At 62.6% G+C, this 20,847-nt stretch carries 20 protein-coding genes and 3 pseudogenes; 11 read left to right on the top strand and 12 right to left on the bottom strand.

Going from position 1 to position 20,847, the window contains the following annotated elements; all coding sequences use genetic code 11:
• Window positions 1–122: 122 nt before the first annotated feature.
• From ACPPVR_RS22470 to ACPPVR_RS22445, 6 genes are all read right to left on the bottom strand, one after another.
• Window positions 123–728, bottom strand: coding sequence for a MarC family protein (locus ACPPVR_RS22470; protein WP_426608768.1), 606 nt, complete (start codon window positions 726–728; stop codon window positions 123–125).
• A gap of 189 nt (window positions 729–917) precedes the next feature.
• The gene (locus tag ACPPVR_RS22465) at window positions 918–1,181 is read right to left on the bottom strand and encodes a hypothetical protein (protein ID WP_426608767.1); all 264 of its coding nucleotides are present in this window, start codon (window positions 1,179–1,181) and stop codon (window positions 918–920) included.
• Window positions 1,182–1,321: 140 nt separating this feature from the next.
• On the bottom strand, window positions 1,322–1,492 hold the full coding sequence (locus ACPPVR_RS22460; RefSeq protein WP_426608766.1) for a hypothetical protein: 171 nt from the start codon (window positions 1,490–1,492) through the stop codon (window positions 1,322–1,324).
• A gap of 225 nt (window positions 1,493–1,717) precedes the next feature.
• Window positions 1,718–2,068: a phasin gene (locus tag ACPPVR_RS22455; protein ID WP_426608765.1), complete on the bottom strand. Its 351-nt coding sequence runs from the start codon at window positions 2,066–2,068 to the stop codon at window positions 1,718–1,720.
• 25 nt (window positions 2,069–2,093) lie between these two features.
• Window positions 2,094–2,957 (bottom strand): alpha/beta fold hydrolase, encoded by an 864-nt coding sequence (locus ACPPVR_RS22450; RefSeq protein ID WP_426608764.1) that lies wholly within the window; start codon window positions 2,955–2,957, stop codon window positions 2,094–2,096.
• 9 nt (window positions 2,958–2,966) lie between these two features.
• The gene (locus ACPPVR_RS22445; protein ID WP_426608763.1) at window positions 2,967–5,474 is read right to left on the bottom strand and encodes an alpha/beta hydrolase; all 2,508 of its coding nucleotides are present in this window, start codon (window positions 5,472–5,474) and stop codon (window positions 2,967–2,969) included.
• A gap of 127 nt (window positions 5,475–5,601) precedes the next feature.
• Between ACPPVR_RS22445 and ACPPVR_RS22440 the strand changes: the two genes are divergently transcribed.
• The 5 genes and pseudogenes from ACPPVR_RS22440 to ACPPVR_RS22420 all read left to right on the top strand — a co-directional run bounded on the left by ACPPVR_RS22440 (window position 5,602) and on the right by ACPPVR_RS22420 (window position 8,985).
• Window positions 5,602–6,528 (top strand): alpha/beta fold hydrolase, encoded by a 927-nt coding sequence (locus ACPPVR_RS22440; RefSeq protein WP_426608762.1) that lies wholly within the window; start codon window positions 5,602–5,604, stop codon window positions 6,526–6,528.
• Window positions 6,525–7,118, top strand: coding sequence for a hypothetical protein (locus ACPPVR_RS22435; protein WP_426608761.1), 594 nt, complete (start codon window positions 6,525–6,527; stop codon window positions 7,116–7,118). Before ACPPVR_RS22440 ends, ACPPVR_RS22435 begins: the two co-directional genes overlap by 4 nt.
• A gap of 94 nt (window positions 7,119–7,212) precedes the next feature.
• Window positions 7,213–7,860, top strand: a complete 648-nt coding sequence (locus tag ACPPVR_RS22430) for a CoA transferase subunit A (protein ID WP_426608760.1) — start codon at window positions 7,213–7,215, stop codon at window positions 7,858–7,860.
• Window positions 7,861–7,864: 4 nt separating this feature from the next.
• A complete protein-coding gene (locus ACPPVR_RS22425; RefSeq protein WP_426608759.1) occupies window positions 7,865–8,515 on the top strand; it encodes a 3-oxoacid CoA-transferase subunit B in 651 nt (216 codons plus the stop codon).
• A 12-nt stretch (window positions 8,516–8,527) separates the two neighbouring features.
• Window positions 8,528–8,985, top strand: a pseudogene (locus ACPPVR_RS22420) (MaoC family dehydratase).
• A gap of 6 nt (window positions 8,986–8,991) precedes the next feature.
• On the opposite strand, the pseudogene ACPPVR_RS22415 reads toward ACPPVR_RS22420, so the two are convergent.
• Both ACPPVR_RS22415 and ACPPVR_RS22410 read right to left on the bottom strand, forming a co-directional pair.
• Window positions 8,992–9,203, bottom strand: a pseudogene (locus ACPPVR_RS22415) (SDR family oxidoreductase); the annotation flags it as partial.
• Window positions 9,204–9,382: 179 nt separating this feature from the next.
• Window positions 9,383–9,697, bottom strand: a pseudogene (locus ACPPVR_RS22410) (recombinase family protein); the annotation flags it as partial.
• Between the two features lie 131 nt (window positions 9,698–9,828).
• Here ACPPVR_RS22410 and ACPPVR_RS22405 point away from each other — a divergent pair.
• Together ACPPVR_RS22405 and ACPPVR_RS22400 are read left to right on the top strand one after the other, a co-directional pair.
• Entirely contained in the window at window positions 9,829–10,032 is a 204-nt protein-coding gene (locus ACPPVR_RS22405; protein WP_426608758.1) for a hypothetical protein, read from the top strand.
• A 430-nt stretch (window positions 10,033–10,462) separates the two neighbouring features.
• A complete protein-coding gene (locus ACPPVR_RS22400) occupies window positions 10,463–10,672 on the top strand; it encodes a hypothetical protein (protein WP_426608757.1) in 210 nt (69 codons plus the stop codon).
• 588 nt (window positions 10,673–11,260) lie between these two features.
• On the opposite strand, the gene ACPPVR_RS22395 is transcribed toward ACPPVR_RS22400, so the two are convergent.
• Window positions 11,261–12,721 carry a VCBS domain-containing protein gene (locus ACPPVR_RS22395; protein ID WP_426608756.1) on the bottom strand — a complete coding sequence of 487 codons (1,461 nt, stop codon included), beginning with the start codon at window positions 12,719–12,721 and terminating at the stop codon, window positions 11,261–11,263.
• The gene (locus ACPPVR_RS22390; RefSeq protein ID WP_426608755.1) at window positions 12,718–13,425 is read right to left on the bottom strand and encodes a hypothetical protein; all 708 of its coding nucleotides are present in this window, start codon (window positions 13,423–13,425) and stop codon (window positions 12,718–12,720) included. The genes ACPPVR_RS22395 and ACPPVR_RS22390 overlap by 4 nt, the downstream gene beginning before the upstream one ends.
• A 215-nt stretch (window positions 13,426–13,640) precedes the next feature.
• Here ACPPVR_RS22390 and ACPPVR_RS22385 point away from each other — a divergent pair, with 215 nt between their 5' ends.
• From ACPPVR_RS22385 to ACPPVR_RS22375, 3 genes are all read left to right on the top strand, one after another.
• Complete coding sequence (locus ACPPVR_RS22385) at window positions 13,641–14,285, top strand: FecR family protein (protein WP_426608754.1); 645 nt, start codon at window positions 13,641–13,643, stop codon at window positions 14,283–14,285.
• Window positions 14,279–15,109 (top strand): tetratricopeptide repeat protein, encoded by an 831-nt coding sequence (locus tag ACPPVR_RS22380; RefSeq protein WP_426608753.1) that lies wholly within the window; start codon window positions 14,279–14,281, stop codon window positions 15,107–15,109. Before ACPPVR_RS22385 ends, ACPPVR_RS22380 begins: the two co-directional genes overlap by 7 nt.
• Window positions 15,110–15,426: 317 nt before the next feature.
• The gene (locus ACPPVR_RS22375; RefSeq protein WP_426608752.1) at window positions 15,427–15,669 is read left to right on the top strand and encodes a hypothetical protein; all 243 of its coding nucleotides are present in this window, start codon (window positions 15,427–15,429) and stop codon (window positions 15,667–15,669) included.
• Window positions 15,670–16,955: 1,286 nt separating this feature from the next.
• Here ACPPVR_RS22375 and ACPPVR_RS22370 read toward each other — a convergent pair.
• Entirely contained in the window at window positions 16,956–18,086 is a 1,131-nt protein-coding gene (locus tag ACPPVR_RS22370; RefSeq protein WP_426608751.1) for a tyrosine-type recombinase/integrase, read from the bottom strand.
• A gap of 329 nt (window positions 18,087–18,415) precedes the next feature.
• Here ACPPVR_RS22370 and ACPPVR_RS22365 point away from each other — a divergent pair, with 329 nt between their 5' ends.
• Complete coding sequence (locus tag ACPPVR_RS22365) at window positions 18,416–19,588, top strand: tyrosine-type recombinase/integrase (RefSeq protein ID WP_426608750.1); 1,173 nt, start codon at window positions 18,416–18,418, stop codon at window positions 19,586–19,588.
• A 1,034-nt stretch (window positions 19,589–20,622) separates the two neighbouring features.
• Here the strand turns inward: ACPPVR_RS22365 and ACPPVR_RS22360 are convergent.
• Window positions 20,623–20,829, bottom strand: a complete 207-nt coding sequence (locus ACPPVR_RS22360; RefSeq protein WP_426608749.1) for a cold-shock protein — start codon at window positions 20,827–20,829, stop codon at window positions 20,623–20,625.
• Window positions 20,830–20,847: the final 18 nt, after the last annotated feature.

Raw genomic sequence — 20,847 nt, 5'->3', positions numbered from 1 at the left:
GCCGAAACGTTCGCTTCGCACCTGTGAGGGACACCTCCGGTCCGAGACGTTGAAAAGGCCGAACCGTGAAATGCAGCTTTTTGCTGCAACCACTGATTTTGCCGGCCGCCAGCGTGAGGCCGCTACTGGATCGTGCGTGAAGCACCGTCCAGGATCGATCGCGCAACCTCAGACGCCCCAGTGATGATGATCTGCACGCCGATGCATAGCAGCAAAAATGCCGACAACTTTGTGACCACGCTGGTGCCCTCCTCACCGAACAGGCGCGCCATCGCGCTGGATTTCCGGTAAGCGTGGTAGATCGCCGCGGACACGGCGATCGCCACCAGGAGAGAAACAATCGACGATCCGAACATCGCGTCGAGGCTATCTGTCCGGCTTATTCCGATAGCGATGGCCGTCGCGATCGTTCCCGGCCCGGTCGTGAGCGGGATCGTCAGCGGGAAGAATGCCATCCGTTTCATAGTCGCGAAATCTGCGGATGATTCAGCGTGGGGCCCGCCCACGCCGGGCGGAGCGTGAAGCATCGACCAGCCTGTTGCCGCAACCACCAAGCCCCCCGCAATCCGGAGCGCCGGAATGGTCACGCCGAAGAAGTTCAGGATCTGGCTGCCGAGAAACAGCGACACCAGAAGAACGGCGAAGGCGTATCCGGCAACCCGCAGTGCAAGATCCGCGCGCTCGCCTTCAGGCAGGCCTCTGGTCCTGTCCAGAAAGATGAAAGCCAAGCCGTAAGGATTGATGATCGCGAACAGCGCGCCGAAGCTGAACAGGAAATCGGCGACCCATCGGGATGTCACGAAACTGGGCATTTGGCGTCAGGCCGATCTCTTGCGATGCAGATTTCTTGATGGAAGCCGATTGGCAGCCCGTCGATCCACTGGTCAGCCTCCCGCATCGCTCCGCCGCTTTCGGATTTACTTCGGCAGACATTCTACATTGTACGCGATGATGATCTGAGCCGGATCAGCTTTACCCAAACTCCTCAGATCTTCTAGGCCTTTTCTGAGTTTTTCTCCCGCTTCGCTCAAGCTGGCCTCGAGCGTGGCCTTTGCCTTCCTGCATCGTTGTTCATTAGAGAACTCCTGGAAGACGACTGTAGGGAGGAGCCGCCATTCCGCCTTGTCGTTCGTCGCCGCAGGACTGACGGAGTAGGAAAAGACATACATCAATACCCACATCGACTTCTCCAACTTTTGCCCGCTCGTCACCGCGCCTTGCTCTAAAGGTCGACGCTAGCAAAGCGCTCTCGATCGAGAATTGAGATCTCGCTCTATTCTCAAAAATGCGCGGTCCGCACCTGTGCCCGGTCGTTTCGATCTCAGTTGGATGGCTTTTGATCAAGGCGCATCCGTTGCGCTCTCATGCGCTTGATCTCTCGATTCAGGGCTTCGCTCTTTTCGTCGCGCAGCTCCTTCGCCGATCCGAGCTGATCATTCTGCCGTAACTTTTCGAGAGCTTTCTCGACGGAGAGCTTGTTCGTTTCGGCCATAGCAGACCTCTCTTGTGTTTCTGCACCCATCAAATGGGTAATAAGGATTGTTCTGAGGGCAGACCCAATTACCGTATGTTTCTCCCCGGGCGAAGGCATCATCGGGCACGAGGCAGGCGCCAGGAAGAACGAGGATGGCGAGAATAGCCGGTATGTATTTGAACATGATGCGTCCACCTCGCTGCAGGTGTCGTATTCCTCATCCCCGCGGTGCGCCCCGCGGCTTCAGCTTTTTGGGCTGAACAGGCCGCCAGCCGCCTTCATCGCCGACTCGCTCATCGTCCTGGCGTGGTCGGTCAGAGTGCGCATCTGGTCCTGAAAGAACTCGGACTGAAGCTTGAGCGCGTCCTGCACGTCCTTGGCATGGATGAGCTTGTCGCTGAGGTCGAAGGTCGCGGAGACATTGCGCTGCATGAAGCTGGAAAACTCCTTCGCCTGGCTGGCGATCGGCAGCGGCGAAGAGGCAAGGCCCTTCTCCAGCATCTCGAAATATTCCGTATTGGCCTTGCGCAGGCGACCGAGCGCATCGGTGAGTGCCGCACGGACGCCTTCGACGGACGAATTGATCTCTGCCATGACGACTTTCCTCTCTTCGTTGTAGTTACGCGGTAAGTCCTCCGAACCAGGCGCCGAAATAGCCGGCGTAGAGCGCCGGCACTTCGAGATTCATCGAATGCCCGACGCGCGGCACGACCACGAGGCGACAATCCGGCATCGCCTCAGCCATCGTGCGAAGATCGGCTGGAGCAATCCAGCCGTCCCATTCGCCCCACAGCACCAGGTGCGGCTGCTTCAGCTCCGGCATGCGGCGCTCGAGCTCGCGGCTCTCTCGTTCTCGCGTGAGATTGACCGGCGTTCCGATCCAGATCCCTTCGGAGACACCAAAGGTCTGCTCAATGATGCGGTCGAACAGAGCCTGGATCTCCTTCAATCCCTCCCGAAATCGGGGCATGACGTTCGGCGCCATGCTCTCCGGCACAAACAGCGACGAGGCCGCGGTTGCCATGATCGTCCGCGTCAGCTCCTTGCTCTCCATCATCGCTCGAAACACGCCAATCTGATCTGTGTTGAAAGCCATGCCGAGCGGCGTCACCGGGTCGAGCGCGAACACGCGACCGAAGCGTTGCGGCTGCATCAAGAGCATGCGGGCGGCGATGATGCCACCTGTCGAATGCGTCGCGAGGTGGCAATAGCCGATGTCAAGCGTATCGAGCGCAGCGAGCATATCCAGGGCATGCTGCTGCATGGAGTAGTTGGAATAGTCGGCCACGGGCCTCGGCCGGTCGCTGTCGCCGCAGCCGCGCCAGTCGATGCCGATGACGCGGAGGCCGGACGGAAACAGCGGCGCGGCGAGCTCGATCCAATCCTTGCTGGCGAGATTGCCGTGGATGAAGACGACGGTGACGTCGCCCTGCCCCCACTCTCGCCAGCCGAGCTGGATCTCACCTGCCTGCACCCGCACCATCAAACCATCCTATTTGTTCAACCCGGCCGTGGGCGCAGCACCAGGCGGCGTCGGGGCCACCGGTATGGCCGATGCCACCGCGCCCTTGATCATGCGGTCGGTGCCGAGCGGCGATGAGGTGTCCACGCGTCCCTTGGTCACAAAATCCACGACGTCAGCTGAATATTCCACCGGATTGTCGGTGTGGATGAAGTGTCCGGTCTCCGGATAGATCTTCAGCATCGGCCGGTTGCCGGCATTGGTCATCCGCGTCATGAACGGCGTGATGACGTCGCGTCCGAGATCGGTCAGCCCGTTGAAGGCCGGCGTCGGGATGAACGGCTCCTTGTCGCCGAACGCCAGGAAGATCGGTGCCTTGATCTCTGTGACCCGCTCGTAAAGGTTCTTCGGATCATCCTGCTGGAGCTCGGCTCCGATCGTGTAGATGTCGAAGATAAAGACGTTGCACCACTGGTCGAGCTCCTTGGGGTTGCCCTTGGTAAGCCCGACGCGCTGCTCGGTATGGAAGCGCGCATATTCGCTGTCGCTGAAGAAATAGCCGCTCTTGGCCGCCGACACTGCGCCGGTGTCGGGGTCGCGTTTCCTAAAGTAGAAGAAGTCGCGAATGCCCTGCTCGTCACGGGCCTTCTCCGCCGCCAGGATGCCGGTCTGGTCCCAGATCTGCTTCCATTTGTCGAAGTCGCGGCCAAGCCCCGGCTGGAACAGCGGTGCCTTCTTGTCCTTCGCAATGGTGATGTCACGCGGATATTCCTCGAGGCCGGATGGTGCTTCGAGCGCGAGGCCCTGCACCGCCTCCGGCCAGGTCAGGGCGTAACCCGTGACGAACTGACCGCCGAGCGAGTGGCCGAGATAGTACGCCTTCTTGACGCCGAGCTGGTTGACCACGAGGTCGTAGATCACCTCGCGCATGTCTTGCATGGTGCGTGCCGGGCTCTTGTCGAGATTGCCCGGCCCGGACATGCCGTAGCCCGGGAGGTCCGGCACGATCACGCGCAAGCCACTCCGCAGCGCGTATTGCATGATGTTGCCATAGTGCCCGCCGAATGCGCCCTTGCCGTGAATGATGACGAGAACCTTCGGATCCTTGTCCGTGCCGGCATACTCATCCATGTAACCGATCTGCCAGGTGTTGCCGATCTTGTCCTTGGTGTTGGCGTATTTCACCGGATAGGGATAGGTCACGAAGTCCTTCCAGAAGGACTTGCCCGGATCGATCTTCTCGGCGACGCCGGGCACGCGATAGTTCTTGTCGACGAACATCTGGGCCCGGTCGAGGGCCGCCACGTCGTCCATGAAGGCGACGAACTTCGGATCGTTCTTGCGCTGGTTGATGATCGGGAATACGCCGTAATGGGCGACCGGACTCTCTTGCGCGATCAGGTCCGCGCCCGGCACGCGATCGACGGCCTTCTGGGCCAGCTTGAAGTTCAGCCAGAGATCGTTGGTGATGTGCATCACCAACGTGCGCGCCTGGATGCGGCCGAGATAGGGATTGATGTTGTGGGTCTCGCCGACCCTGTTACGCCAGACGAGATCGACGGCATCATAGAGCTTGGCGCGGTTGATGACACTGAGCCCCGCCTTCTCGTTCGGCGGATCCCAGTAGAAGATCTCGGGCTGGACCGCGGTCCAGTTCTGGGTCGTGCGATAGCCAAAGTCGTAGCCCGTCATGCCCAGGATCGACCAGCCGAACGCCACGCCCGGCATCGGATGCTTCTCCTTGGGCAGATTGTAGTAGTCGCCCTTGGTCGCTTGCCAGACCGGATCGCCCTCGATCGCGGCTGTCATCATCTGGAAGGTCCAGTTGCCGACGGGATCCTCGCCGTCGGATTGCGTGGTGCCGCCGATCGGCATCAAGGCGTTGATGTATTCCGGATGCATCACGCCCCAGACATAGGTCTGCGTGCCACCCATGGAGACGCCCGTGACCAGCGCGACGCGCGCGACCTTCAGCTCGTCGCGCAGCAGGCGATAGTTCGCCTGAACCATGTCGTAGTAACTGTACTGCGGAAACTTGATGCCGAGCCCATCCGACGGCTTGCTCGCGCCCCAGGTGCCGAGAGGGTCCACCATGATGACGTAATAGCGGTCGGTATCGATCGGCCGGCCAGGGCCGACGATCGGCACGCCGCCAGACAGTGGCGCGCCCTTGACCCACTGCTCGTACATGTCGGTCGAGTCGCCGGAATAATAGGAGCTGATGACGACCGCATTGGTGATCTCGCCCGCCGCGTTGCGCCGCGCGGTGCCGATCGCGATATAGCCGGTGCGCAGCTTGCCCGCGCCGAGCGATTCCAGCGTGACGCCGCCCTCGCCGCCGAACTCCCATTTGCCGGGATCGGCGAGATCGTACTTGCCGCCGATCTTGAAATTAGCGATCTCATACGTCTTCTTCAAACTGTCATGCTGCATCTGCGACGAACGTCGCGTGAAGGGCTGCGCGACTGCGAGCGCAGTGCCGACCAGCAGTAGGATCAGGCTGACGAAACAACGCTTCACGAGATCTCTCCCGATCATGACGGCGTCCTCCCTCCCGCAATTTGGCGCGACGCTAGGCAGCGCCACCAGCCGAGCATTGATCTAACTCAATGGAATGCGCATCTGCCGGGCGAGGATTGCAGCGTCGAAACCCCCGGTCGCCGCAATGCCGTTTCTCACTCACGGCTCATACCGAATTCGCTATGAGCTGGACGGACCGGCAGGTGCCCCCGTCTATGTGTTGGTGAACGGGCTTACGCAATATGCCGAACTATGGACGGCCTACCGTGACGCCCTGCTCGCACGGCACTTTCGAGTCGCGACCTTCGACATGCTCGGCCAGGGCGGCTCCGACAAGCCCGCCCTGTTCATCAACCAGGACGACCAGGTTGCAGCCCTTCATGGCCTGATCGGTGAGCTCGGTGATGGTCCCGTCTTCCTCAGCGGCATCAGCTTTGGCGGCCTGATCGCGCTGCGCTACGCCATCCGGTATGGCGAGCGGCTGTCCGGCCTGGTGCCCATGAGTTGCTTTGCGGAGTTAACGCCACAACTGCTCCTGATCGGTAATGCCCTGCGCACCGGCCTGATCCTCGGCGGCACCGGCTATCTCCAGGACCTACTGCTGCCGATGAACTTGTCCGATCAATGGCTCAAACCGCTTCTGGACAAGCTCGACGGCGTGAAGCGGCAGGGCTGGCTCGTCAACGACGTCTACGCCCTGCAAAACCTGATGGAGTCGTTTCTCGATTTCCAGCCGATCACCGCGGAACTCTCGTCGATCGCGGTCCCGACCATGATCCTGAATGGCGAATTTGATTTCCTGACGCCCCGCGCCCTGCACGAGACCTTGCGAGTCGAGATCCCAAACAGTGCGCTCGTCATCATTCCGGAGGCCTATCACGCCTTCACCCTCGAGAAAGGCGCGCTCACGGCCGATTTGCTCGCGCGCTTTGCCGAGGACGTGCTGGCCGGACGCTGGCAAGGCAGCAAGGCCGTTCGGGTGGCTCCGAACGAGCCCGGCGGCGAGATCACGCCATTTCCGGCCGGCTACGACCATCTGCGCGCCATCCCGGTGCAGAGGCCGGCATCATGAGCGGCTTTCTCGGGCCACTCGACGCAGAGGGGTGCGTGCCACCACGTCAGCAGACGCGCGTTGCTGCCTTTCTGATCTCGGCGCATGGCGCACTGGCGCGCCAGTTCGCATTGGCACTGCCGTTGCGGATCGAGGCCGCATGGCAGACCGAGTTGAACGCGCAGTTCTACCGAGAGTCGGAGATCGTCTCGCTGCTGCAACGCACGACGTCCTGGGTGCCTGACATCGCCCTCGGCTACATGGCCGCCTCCTGGGAGACCAGCTGGTTTCCCGCGCCGATGGAAACGGTCGACCGCGCGCTCGCGCCGGCAATCAATCTCGCAACGCTTGCCCATGCCATTCATGCCGGCATTCGTCCCGCAGCCCTTCTGCCGGTCGAGGTCAACGCTGCGGACCCCTTTGTGCTGGCGCTACGCCGCATCGAGTTCGAAAGCGGCCGGCTGATGCAGGCCCAGATCCTGTTCCTGAAAGGGCCTGATCTTCTGCCTTTTCGTGATGCGGTCAGCGTGGCCCTGGAAAAGCGTCATGCCGAGGTGCGCAGGCACTGGCGCGAGATGCTGGCGGGCCTCGGCATCGACGCGCGCGAATGATGCGGAGCCTTGACGCAGATCAACGGTAGCACGCGATCGCCCGCCAACATCGGCTTGTTGCCGCTGCCTGCGCGCGCCGACCGGAGTTCCAACCATGCGGGCCGTTTCCGTCGAAGAAGCAGTTGCGATGATCCCGGCAGGCGCCAGCGTCATGGTGGGCGGGTTCATGGGCGTGGGAACACCGGAGCGGTTGCTCGACGAAGTGGTGAGGCAGCAGAAGACCGGCCTGTCGCTGATCTCCAACGATGCCGCCTTCGTCGGGAAAGGCGTCGGCAAGTTGTTCGATGCGACGCTGGTGTCGCGGCTGACCGCAACCCATATCGGGCTCAATCCGAAAGCGCAGCAGCAGATGCTTGCGAACCAGATCAACGTCGATCTGGTGCCGCAAGGGACCTTCGTCGAGCGCATTCGCGCCGGTGGCTGCGGATTGGGCGGCGTGCTGACGCCCACAGGTGTCGGCACATTGGTTGCGGAGGGCAAGCGCCTGATCGAGGTCGACGGCAAGCCGTTCCTGCTGGAGACCGCCATCCGCGCGCAATTCGCGCTGGTCCACGCCTTCCTCGCCGACTATCTCGGCAACCTCACCTACGCGCTCACCGCGCGCAATTTCAACCCGATCATGGCCATGGCGGCGGACACGGTGATCGTGACGGCCGAGCACATCGTGCCGGTCGGCGTCATCGCGCCTGATCATGTCGTCACGCCGGCGCCGCTCGTCGACTACCTCATTACGAACGGGTGAGATCATGGATCCGCAGATCATCATCGCCCGGCGCGTCGCCCAGGAACTGAAGAGCGGCAACCTCGTCAATCTCGGCATCGGCATTCCGACCCTGGTCGCGAACTACGTCCCGGCCGATCTCAAGGTGTTTTTTCAGTCGGAGAACGGCCTGATCGGCACCGGACCCATTCCGGAGCAAGGCATGGCCCATCCCCTGCTCACCGACGCCGGCGGCCGGCCGATCAGCGCACTGCCGGGTGCGGCGACTTTCGACAGCGCGATGTCGTTCGGGCTGATCCGCGGCGGTCATGTCGATGTCACCGTGCTCGGCGGTCTCCAGGTCGATGCGCATGGTTTGCTCGCCAACTGGATGATTCCGGGCAAGATGGTGCCGGGCATGGGCGGCGCGATGGACCTCGTCAGCGGCGCCAAACGCGTCATCGTCGCCATGCAGCACGCCGCCAAGGGCAAGTCCAAGATCGTCGCCAAATGCACGCTGCCGCTGACCTCGGCGCGGCCGGTCAACCTGATCGTCACCGACATGGCCGTGATCGGCTTTCCCGACGGCAAGGCGACGCTGCTGGAGACCGCACCCGGCGTCAAGGTCGGAGAAGTCCTGGCCGTGACTGAAGCCGAACTCGCGATCGCCGATTCCGTGAAGGAAATGGCACTCTGATGGGGGCGGCCCATGCGGATATTTGGCGACTTCAACGAGATCAAATCCGCCGTCGGCACCGAGATCGGCGTCAGTGACTGGGTCGAGGTGTCACAGGATCGCATCAACCAGTTTGCGGAGGCAACCTGCGACGAGCAGTGGATCCATGTCGACCAGACGCGTGCGACCAGGGAGATGCCAGGTGGGAAGACCATCGCCCACGGCCTGCTGTCGCTAGCGCTGGCACCGCTGTTCATCCGTTCGGTGATTGGCCTAAAGGGCTGCGCAACACCCTGAACTATGGCGCCGATCGGATCAGGTATCTCGCACCCGTGCCGTCGGGCTCCAGGCTGCGCGGGCGGGTCACGGTCGCCGAGGCCGAGGACGTGCCGCCGGACGGCCTACGCGTCAATTATCACCTGGTGATCGAGATTGAAGGCGGCAAAAAGCCCGCCTGCGCCGCTGAGCTCATTGCCTTGCATTATCGCTGATCGCGCTCAGTCGATGATGTGATATCCGCCGTCGATATAGAGCACGCTGCGGTGATCAGCTTGGCGCCGTCGAGCGCAAGAAACGCGGTGGCATTGCCGACATCATCGATGCTGACGAGGCTGCGCGCCGGCGCCTTCGCTTGCGCCTTGTCCATGAGCTCGTCGAACTCGGGAATGCCTGACGCGGCGCGCGTTGCCAGCGGTCCCGGCGAAATCGCTGCACCACCGAGGTGCCGATCCCGAGGGTACGCCCGCGTTTGAGCATACCCATGCCCTCGGCCCGAAGTTCACGAATGCGAGTTTCAATCGATAACTTGACCGGGCGACGACCAAGTCTTGTGCCGCGCTCCTTGGCCCGTGCAAGCCCGGCGTTGACCCGCTCTCGGATCATGGCGCGTTCAAACTCGGCGAAGACGCCACACATCTGAAACATCGCCCGGCCCGACGGCGTGCTGGTGTCGAGTGCCTGTTGGTGCAGATGCAGATGGCAGCCCAACGCTTGCAGCTCGGACAAAAACCCGACCAAGTCCTGGAGGCTGCGCCCGAGCCGGTCGACGGACCAGGCGGCGATCATGTTTATTTTGCGCGCCGTAGCATCCTTTAGGAGATGATCGAACCCTGGGCGTTTGTCCCGACCTTTTGCGCCCGAGATGCCGGCGTCCTCGTAAACGCCAACAACCTGCCATCCGGAATGTGCTGCGACCGCCTCCAGCTCGCGGCGCTGGTTCTCTGTCGTTTGCCCATTCGTGCAGCCAAAGATCAGCCGACGGTCATGGGAGCCGTCGCACGAACGATCAGGAAAAAGCTGAGCGCGACAAGAGAGACGCTGGCGCCTACCAGGAGATGGAGAGCGACCTCCGCGATCTGGTCAACATGGGGCGCATTGCTGCAGATCTCGCTCACGATGCAGAGGGTGAACCTCCGACGTGTGAGAAGCGAAACCTGGCCATGTTTGGCATCTATCATCTCAGGGAGATGTTGCTTCGATTTGAGATGAAGTACGACGACGGTGACTGGCGGCTCGGCGGCGGAAAGCCGGGCACATGAAGCGCGACCGGCAGCGGTTGATGACGCACCGCCGGCGGCTCAGGTGATTAAACAAGGGCCCGGCGAATTCGCGCTGTGCTGGCGGCTCTACTAACCCAACCCGGTGATCGATGCCCGCCGATTGCCAACAATCTCAATTAAACTCCCGCCGGCTCACAAGGTTGGCGGGTTTTCTTTTGGCCGGTGCGGGAGCGGACATGTAGGAACGGTCCAACCCGCGAACCGGGTTTCGGCGTATGGCCGAAGCAACAAGATAGTCTTGGGCCCCAGGTCTCCTTTCCTCAGGCCTTTTTTGGCAGCCTCCTGATCCAATTCTCACTGGGAGGCCCTGACAGGAGGAATGGCTCGCAGGTGTCGTTGATCTGGCATAGGCTCTCCGAGCTACGCGCATATTCACGTGGCGGTTCAGAAAGCATTTTAGGAGCAGCACATGTCAGTCCTGAGAGCTATCGCCCTATTCATGATCGTTACATTCGGAGGCGTCATACTCGCCGCGGGATTTATGGCGGGGCCGGCGACGGCCGGCAAAATGAATGGCAAGCCCGGCGGCGGTCCAAATGTGGCGCACTATGGCACGCCGAAAAGCGGCACCCCCACCGCCAAGCCACCGGCCAAGATGACGAAGCCTGCCGCGCAGTAGCCAGAGGGATCTAACGAAACAAGGCCCGCCGGTTCACGCCGGAGGGCCTTACTCATCCCTCAGTCACCGTGTGTCCATACGGATATAACTCTGGCGCTCTAAAACTCACCAAAAGTAAAATGGAGATTCCGATTTTAGGCGCCGCCGCCTGCGGGAGCAACTCGCGGGCCGCACGGATGCACCTTTGCGACCTAGGAAAGCACAAAAGCACCACCAAAGGGTGGCCTGTTCGGCCCCTGGACATCTACCCTGAACGACCCAAGAAGATGCGCACCATCTGGTGCTCGCATTAAAACGCGGCAAATCGACCAAAGTGCGATCGCTGCCAAAGGAGATGGCCGTTCCGCAGGCAATCAAAGCTCCAGGGATGTCTGGTCAACCTTGTTGATATCGCGCGTTTTTTCCGCGCGCCTCTCGCGGAATCTACGGTCGCAGCCACGGTCATTATTTGCATCTTGACGACCGTAGTTTCCGACCCAGCGCGCGCGGCACGCCGACCTCCCCGGGACCCCTGCACTTCCGCAGATGCCAGCAAATGCCGTTGATGCGTGCGGAAAACGCAAAGCCCGCAAGACCGGAACCCGCCTCTCAGACGAGAAGGTCGTGATGCGGGAGAGGCAGGCCGGCGTGGACGGTGCCGTCGTCGTGTCCGGCGAGATGCCAGACGTCCGACCCGAGTGCGGTCGGATGCGGCGCGGGCGGCTCCGCCTGGGCGGCCGGCGGGACCGGATCCGGCGGCGCGGCGGCTGCACTCGGGGGAGCAGGCGGGGCCGCGTCCTCTTTGAAATGGAAGGACTGGTCGTGCGGATCGCCGGCGCCCTGGATCGCCACCGTCACGACCTGGGGCGTGCCGTCGACCGTGGTCACGGTGAAGCAGTCGATCAACTTGTCGCAGGATCGCAGGGCCTCGACCGCCGGATTGGCCGGATCGAGCGTATAGGTCCAGACGCCTCCGGCGGTCATGGTGAAACTGCCGTAGCCGTGCTCGCTCGCCTGCGGGCACGCTGTCGCCGTGAAGGTGTCGTCTGGATTGTCCACGTCCTTGTCGGTCAGAGTGCCGCAGGCGCTCGGCGGCGGGGCGCAGGAGTTGCTCGGCTCGGTGACGCGTCCGTCGGCGTCGCCGCAGATCGTCGCCGCGTCGTTGCTGCCCTCGATCGTGACGGTCAACAATTGCGCGGTCCCGTCCGCGGTCTTCACCGTGAAGCTGTCGATGAGGCTGTCGCCGACGTTGAGCGCCTGGACAGCGCAATTGCCATTGTCGAGCGCGTAGGTCCAGTGGCCGTCGGCGGTCATCGTGAAGCTGCCGTAGCCGTGGTCGCTCCTCTCGGGACACGGCGCCGCATCGAAATCATCCGAAGGTCCGTCGACGTCGACGGCCGTCAGCACGCCGACCGCGACCGGGACGCCGTGATCCGAATTGTGGACTCCGCCGGCCTCGACTACGCGGCCATGCGTGTCTCCGGATACGACGGACGGGTCGTCGGCGCCCTGGATCGTCACCGTGATCGTCTGCGGCGTGCCGCCGATCGTGGTCACGGTGAAGGTATCGGTCGCCGTGTCGCAGGCCTTCAGCGCCAGCACCGCCGGATTGGCATCGTCCAGCGCGTAGGTCCAGTGTCCGTCGGTCGTCATGGTGAACGTGCCGTAGCCATGGTCGCCGGCGTGCGGCGTGCTCACCGCCGTGAACGTGTTGGCGGGATCGTCGACGTCGGTGTCGGTCAGCGTGCCGCTCGCGGTCGGCGCGGCATGGGCGTCGTGACTGGCGGCGATGGCCGAGGCGAAAGTCGTCGCGACCGCTGCGACCGATCCGGCTGTGGCGCCGGAGATCACGGACGCGTCGTCCGTGCCGTTGATGTTGATGCTGAAGGTCTGGCTCGCGGATGCGAAGCCGTCGGAGGCCGTGATAGTGAAGTTGTCGGTGCTCGGCGCCTTCAGCGCGTTGATGGCATCGTTGTTCGGAACGTACGTGTAGGCGCCGGTATGGCTGTTCACGTAGAGGACGCCGAAGGAGCTGGGCTTCTCGACGTCGAAGCTCGCGCCGGCGATCATGAAGGGCCGCCGATCCCGCCGGCGATGCCGAAGGTCGGCGCGGCGCCCGAGGCGAAGCTCGTGGCCGAGAAGCTGCCGCTGCTCGCGGAGAACTCGTCGAATTTGACGGTGTCGACCTCGACCACCCCCGCGCCGAGCGTCAGCGTCGGCGGCGAATGGACGAGCGGCGCGTCCGGAACGAAGCTCGCCGGGATCACGAGCGATGGCAGCGCGTGCTGCAACGTCGGGCCGTCCGGCTCGATCAGGTTGATCGGTTGCCGCGACGGATCGGCCGTCTCGCCGGGCGGCGTGCTGGATCCGGGCGGCCCGTGCTCCTTCGAATAGTTCGCGAGCACGTCCTGCTGTTGGCTCTGCAGATCCTCCATCCGCGAGGCGTTGTTGGCGACCTGGGTGAGGCCGACCGACGACCCGTGTCTTTCGAGCACGACTGTCTGCCCGGGGTCGTCGACGATGAAGTGCCGTGGCACGGCCTCCTTGGTGACGAGCTCGAAGGAGCCGTGCGCGAAGTCCTTGTAGCTGATGTCGCCGCGGTCGAACAGCGCGAGGTCCGGATCGGCGCCCCAGGCCTCCTTCAGCGCCGACAGGATCAGCGCGACGAAGGAAATCCCGCCGGTCAGGACGGCGACGCCAGATCGGCTGCCGGGCGGCGCCGTGCGTCGGTCCGGCCGGCGCCGGAGGTCGTCGAAGATCCGTGCGGGCGACATCCCGAGGCCTCGCATGTTGTCGTCTCGGTCGCGTCGACGCCGCCGCATCCGCCCCCGTTACCGCGCCCGGGAATACGCCATTTCGGCGACGTCGCGCGCGCCGAAAGCAAGCCGATCCTGACTATTAAGGGGTAGTCCGAGGGACCGCGCTGGTCCGCCGTCCGGCGCTCTGCCATCATTCGATTGGGCTCTTCTCGCGCAAGGGGAGCGGATGCATGAACGGACGACGGACGATGGCGGGCCTCGCGGGCCTGTGGCTTGCCCTGGCGGGGTCTCAATCCGTGCTGGCGCAGAGCGGATCCACCGACCTCAAGCCCATCGGCAAGATCGTGACCGCCGCGGGCAAGGTGGCGGTCGAACATGCCTCCGCGACGGTCGCGCAGGCCGCCCTCTCCGACGACAAGGCCGGCGCAAAGGTCGGCGACCCCGTCTACCGGGGCGACGTGGTCAAGACCGGGGCCGACGGCAAGCTCGGCATCAATTTCGCCGACGGCAGCTCGTTCAACCTGTCCAGCAACGCCAGCATGGAGCTGAACGAATTCGTCTACGACCCTGACGCGAAATCGAACACGAGTCTCTTCAACCTGACCAAGGGGACCATCACCTTCGTCGCCGGCGCCGTGGCCAAGAACGGCGACATGAAGGTCGATACCCCCGTGGCGACCATGGGAATCCGGGGCACCACGCCGCATATCGAGGTCTCCGACGACGGCCGCGTCAGGTTCTCCACGCTGATCGAGGAGGGCAAGGACCGCGTGCTCGACAAGAGCGGCGTTCCGAAGCGGCGTGCGGCGGTCCCGCCGGCCCCGGGCCGGGAGCGCAGGGCCGACCGCGGCACCGGCGTCTGCCGGAGATGCTGAGCCCGCGCCTCGCGGCCGCGTTCTTCCTGATCCTGGCGCTGACGCCGGCCGCCGCGCAGAAGCCGAACGAGCCGCAGTTCCGGAACGTCGAGCTGTGCAACAGCGCCGCCGCGCCGGAGACGAGGATCGAGGCCTGCTCGGCCTTCATCGAGGCCGGCCGCGGCGGACCGTCGTCGCTGGCCACGGCCTACGACAACCGCGGCATCGCCTATGCCGAGAAGGCCGACTACGACCGCGCCGCCGCCGACTTCGAGAGCGCCGTCGCGATCGACCCGCGCTCCGCCAGGTCCCTCAACAACCGCGGCGCAGTTAGACTCAGAAGGGGCGACTACGACGCCGCGATCGACGACCTCGACCGGGCCGTCGGCCTGCGGCCGGACTACGCCAGGGCCCTCGCCAACCGCGCCGAGGCCTGGCTGAAGAAGGGCGATCCGGGGCGCGCGGAGCGCGATTACGGCGCGGCGGTGCGCCTAAACGCCGACCTGGAGGAAGCCTGGAGCGGACTCTGCTGGATCCGGGCGAGCACGGGAGATCCGCAAGCCGCTGTGGCCGCCTGCGACAGGGCCGTCGCAGGCGGCGCGCACACGGCCGCGACCTACGATTCGCGCGCGCTGGCCCACCTGAGGGCGGGACGCATGGAGGCCGCGATCGCCGACTACGACGCGGCCCTGCGCATCGATCCGAAGCTCACCCTCGCGCTGTACGGCCGGGGGCTCGCGAAGATCAAGCGCGGCGAGACCGCGTTCGGCTACGCCGACATCGCGGCCGCGAAAGCCGCAAGGCCGGACGTCGTCGAGGAGTTCGCACGCTACGGCGTGCGCTAGATTCAAGACGGCCGGCAAGGCATTGGTAGAGCGCATTATCGTCGCCGAGCCCAATGGTGCCGAATACAAAGAGCCGGCGGTCGCGCGCGACCGGTGTTTCTCGATGACACGTGGCTCGAAGCCGTCCGAAGGCACCGACGCGATCTGATCCAAGGGCGCAACAACAAGGAAGTGTTGGACCTGCGGAGAAATCCCGAGCTTGCGCGAGAGATCACGACGTGACTGGTCGAGGAATAAGCGCGATCCTCAACAAGCGCGGCCTGCCGATCACGCCCGGTTCTCTCTACCTTATCCATTTCGCGAGACCGGCGGGCGCCGTGGCGCTATTGTCCGCTGCAGAAGATGCCGATGCTGCCTCTCTTATGGCCGCCGCTGACGCGACGGGTCGGACCACACGCGAAAAGCTGATCAGCGCCAATCCATTCCTCAAGGCACTGACGGTTGCCGAAATCAAGAGCTGGGCCGATCGCAAGATGGCGTGGGCAATTCGCCAAAGCGCCTGTGAGAGCCTGAAGAAGCCGCGCGACGGCGAAAAGGAAGACTCCTCCATCGGGGCTTGAGCCGTACACGAAGCAGCTTCTGAGGCAAGCGGCGACCGGGGTCACGCTTCTGAGTGATCGAAAGGGACCGCTCAACCTAGAGCGTTTGGGGTGACGTGCTATTCGTATTTCCGTGCAACGCCTTGGAGTGCTCAGCAATCCACTTAACCGCGTCACTCTTGGTAAGAAAACCCTTAACCGCTTCCGTCTCCCCTATGCGCCCGCGCGGCAGCCAGGTTCAAGCCGACTATCCTGCCATAATCAAACTGGCCAAATGCCTGCGCGCATTACACCTGACGGCCACGTTGCAACGCGCAACGCCGTGGCTGGACGCCGGCCCGTCGCGCTTTGGACATCAACTAGCAGCCGCGGCTTCGCGTTCCTGCTGAGTGCTCTCCCGCTGGCATACCAACACCATTATGCCGCCTCGGCGAAGACCGCGGTCAGGGTCTGCTTTCCTTCTATAGGCCCGCGAGCCTACGCGAGAAGCTCGCGAACCGCGCGGATGCACCTTTGCGGCCGAGCAAAGGACAAAAGGCATTGCCGAAGAGCAGCCTGTTTGGCTAGCTCCCCAGTGCCGCCCTGAAATGGACAGCCGCGCTGCCATCCGCGCCTGATCCGATGACTTACGCTCGGTCCGGCAGCTGATTGATGGTTGAGAAGTCAATGGTTTCGATAGCTGCTCGCTCTGCCGCTCCGTCCCTGCGTGAGGTGGCCGCCGAGTCGCTACATTCTCCTTCAGGGAGATCGCCGAGCAAATTTGACAATCTGATTGCAAGCGCCCGAAGGCGTGCGTTTTCCTCAAGAAGCCAGAAGACGTCGTCAGATGGCGATTCATCGTCAGGAAAAGTCGCGTGGGCCATATGCATCTTCCTATCGAAAGAGTTGTCTGTCACAACGTTTTCGGGGCCTGCAAGGGGCTCATGCTCGTCACATAATGGATTTCCAGTACTCATGGCATAGTCCCCGATTTAGGACGTGCCCAGCCCACGAGATTAATCTCGATTGAGTCGCAGGCGGATTTGAGTCCGAAACCAGACCAGATGGGGCGGATAAACGAGTCGACGCGGCTTGACGGAGGTCGGAACAGGCCAATACCCAATCCGGCATTGTCTAGAATGGGCCATTCGCAGATGCGACTTAGGCCACCGGTGGCTGGCCGCGTCATCTCTTTGGACAGTAGGCAATTCCGCTGCTGGTATTGGCCGGCTTTTGACCCCAAGCAGTCGTCCCAAGGGTCGCCGTGTGTCCATATAGCTAACAATGGCACTCTAAAACTCACCAATTATAAAACGGAGATTCTGATTTCAGACGGCGCTGCAATGGGCAGCCCACGCTTCCATCAGCTCACGTCGCTTCACCAGGGCTGTCGATCGCCGATAGGCGGCCTCGGTTTCGTCGTCGACCGCATGCGCAAGAGCCATTTCGGCGATCTCGCGCGGAAAGCTTGTGCAGTCGCCGGCCCAATCGCGGAAGGTCGACCGCATGCCGTGGGTGGTCGAGGTCGTGTTGGTATGGCGCGCGATGCAGTTTGAAAGCGTCACGTCGGACACTGGCCGGAACGGAAGTTGCGCCAACGCCAGACTCGACAGCGGGACCTTGTGCTCACGCTCCGCCTTCATGCGAATCGCCGGGATCGTCCAAACCTCGCCTTTCACTTCGGCGGCCCGGTCCAGGTCGGCAGCTTCGTTGAAGCGGCAGGCAGTCAGGACGATCCAGCGAAGCATTCGGGCTGCTTCGCTCGTATCGGCGGCCAAGGATCGCCAGAACTGCGGCATCTCTTCATAGGGCAACGCCGGGTGGTGCTTCACGTCTGACTTGCGGCGCCGGGCAAGCACCTGGTCAAGATGACCGCGCCAGAGCGCCGGATTTTCACCGGTTCGCAGGCCTTCTGCTTTCGCGGCGTTTAGAATGGCCTCGATTCGTCCCCGAACGCGCCGGGCGGTTTCCTTCTTGACGTTCCAGATGGGGCGCAGAACTTTCAACACCGCCTCGGTGTCGACGTCCGGAACCGCAATTTGCCCGATGATCGGATGGGCGTAATCGCGCAGGCTATTTGACCATTGCTGCCGGTGCTTCTCGTTTTTCCAACCGACCTCTTTGCCGGCGATGTACTGCTTTGTGTAGGCCTCAAAAGTGAGCGTTCCCGTCGCTGCTGCCTTGGCCTTGGCGCGCTCGCTGGTGCAGTGTTCGATCGGATCGACATTACTGCGCACCAGAGCGCGCGCCGCGCTGGCGGCCTCGCGAGCCGCGGCTAACCCCACATCCCGCATGGGACCGAGCCCCATGAACCTCTCTTTGCCAGTCACGGGCGATTTGAATCGAAAGACCCAGCTAGCGTTACCGTTCTTGTCGACATCCAGCCTTAGCCCGTCGCCATCGGCGAGCTTGTCGCCAGCCTTGGCGTTTTTCACTTTAAGTGCAGTCAGATTTCCCATTGCTAATCCCTCAAAAGTGTCCGCCTAAACCCACGCCCGTACCCACGTCGGCGACGTAGATGCCGGTAGACACGCGAACACATTGAAGGACGCGAAAGTAAAAATTCGCGTTAAGCTTCAAAGGCTTGGGTGTCAGAGATGGACGTGTATAGACACTGATGGATTAGCAGGTGGCGGAAGGGGTGTCCGCCAAAGCCGTGTTTATGCTATCCATAGCGGCAACCGATAATCGCAGAAACTCTTGTTTTACTAGACTTTCCGAATAGGTTGCCAATATGGTTATCCGTACTTGGCAACCACCTAGATTAGGAAAGAGATTAGGAACGTCGATGGCGAGAAATCGACTCACCACAACGCAATGCAATGCGCGCCGGAAGGCTGGAAAACTCGCTGATGGCGATGGCCTGTATCTCCAGACCAGCCCTAACGGAAACAAGTCGTTCGTCTTCGTATTCATCCGCAGCGGTCGACGTCGTGAGATGGGCTTAGGCCCATTTGGCGCTGGTACCGGGCAGGTTTCGCTGGCGGCGGTGCGCGAGAAGGCGGACGAAGTTCGCGACATCCTCGGGCGCGGTGGCGACCCCTTCACAGAGCTTTCCTCTCGCAGGGCGACCAGCCGGACGTTCGGTGCTTTTGTGGACGAGTGGATCATCGGCATGGAGGAAGGCTGGCGCAACGAGAAGCATCGCGCGCAGTGGAAATCGACATTAGGAACGGCTTACTGCGCCACGCTTCGGAAGCGCCCGATCGGTGAAGTCACCACGGATGATGTGCTGAAGGTACTGAAGCCCATTTGGCGCACCAAGGCCGAGACAGCCCGCCGCATCCGTGGCCGGATTGAACGGGCTCTGGACGCGGCTAAGGCGGCCGGTGAGCGCTCTGGCGAAAACCCCGCCCGATGGCGCGGCCACCTATCGGAGCTTCTGTCCAAGCCCGAGAAGTTGCAGCGCGGCCATCACAGGGCGCTGCCCTACCAAGACGTGCCCGCCTTCATGAAACTGCTACGGGCTGCGAATGGGATTGCCGCCCTGGCCGTTGAGTTTACCGTATTGACAGCAGCCAGGTCAGGCGAGACTCGCGAGGCGGTTTGGTCTGAAATCGAGGGCGACGTGTGGATCGTGCCTGCCGATCGTATGAAGGGCGGGAGGGAGCATCGCGTGCCCTTGGTGCCTCGATCGCTGGAGATCCTGAAGGCCATGAAGCGGCTGCGGACGTCAGACATCATCTTCCCGGGCTTCCGCGACGACCGGCCGCTTTCCGATATGTCGCTGTCGGCAGTCCTGCGGCGCTTGAAGGTCGATGCGACCGTTCACGGATTCCGGTCCAGCTTCCGCGATTGGGCGGGCGACGCTACTGACTTTCCCCGTGAGCTGGCTGAGGCGGCACTGGCGCACCTTGTCGGCGACGAGACCGAGCGCGCCTATCGGCGGGGCGATGCCCTTAAGCGGCGCCGGGCGCTCATGAGCGACTGGGCGATATACTGTGCGGGGCTAGCCACCTGAGAGAAATGAAACACCCCGCCAGTAACTTGACGGTGTGCCTTCAGCGGCGCCGGATAGATGGTTTCCGATTGAGCTATGGCCGCCAAACTGATTTAATCTGCCGCCTGCGCAAGGCCTGCCCGCCTACCGGCCACCTCCGCGCGCTCGTCATCGGCCAGCGCCTCGGCGTGCTCGTGAGCCTCGTCCAGTTCTGCCCTAACGTGGTCGGTCGCCCTCCAACCGGTTGACCGTCTCGGTCGAGATGGCCCCCTCCATGTCGCGCAGGTCATAGAGCATCCCGCGAAGGATGGCGAAACCGTTGCCAGATTTCGGCGGTTTGTGGAGCTAGGCCTGTAGGCGAAGGCGAAATAAACGTGAGTTTGCAATCAAAGGGGATGGACCATGAAGCCGCTAATCGGACTTATCGCGCTGCTCTTTGCGACCAGCGCGTTTGCTCAAGCTCCTCCACCGAAGGGGGCTAAGAAGCCGCTCACTCATGTCACGCCGCAAGCGCCCATGGGCTGCAAACTTGTCGGCGCGGTCAGGGGCACTAAGATCTGGGCGGGTGACTGCATTGCTGCGGCGCCTGCGGCGGAAACTCCCCAGCCTGCAGCCCCCGCCCCTGCGGAGAAGCAATGATCTTAGACGTCGTTTCGCAGGCTGGTTGAGATCGGGCTGAAGGCAAAGAGGACGTGACAGGCAAAGCGTCATGTTCAAGCGTGAATGCAATTCAGCGTCAGCTCATGCATCTGCGAGGGGGAAATTGGGTATTGGTATCCAAGCAGCCGATCGCCGTCGGCCAAGGCACGCTTAATCGGATCGCCGACCATGGATGGATTGACCGGCGCGGCGGCGGCCCCAAGTCCGAGGTTGAACTACGCCGGCTGGCCTGGTCGCGCTGCAGGCGCCGATCTGATGGCGTTTTTGCTTTTGGAGGCACAAACGCAAAGACCCCAGCTCCGGGTTGAGATGGGAGCTGGGGTCTAAGTAAACCAGATGTATCGGTGGTCTAGTTTGCCTTAGTTCAATGGTCGGACCCGGTTGCAATCGCTGGGTCAAACGCGCAGGTTCTCTGCGCTGCTCTTACCGCGCTTTTTGTCCACTTGGACGTCATAGGAGACCTTTTGCCCCTCCGCTAAGCCCGACAAGCCTGCCCGCTCTACCGCGCTTATATGCACGAAGACGTCTTGGCCGCCATCATCAGGCTGGATGAAGCCGAAGCCCTTAGTCGCGTTAAACCACTTCACAGCGCCCGTCGCCACGACTGCCTCCCACTTGAA

The sequence above is a fragment of the Bradyrhizobium sp. McL0616 genome (genome assembly GCF_049993385.1).
Taxonomy (GTDB): Bacteria; Pseudomonadota; Alphaproteobacteria; order Rhizobiales; family Xanthobacteraceae; genus Bradyrhizobium.
This window is presented reverse-complemented; position numbering and strand designations above follow the sequence as displayed.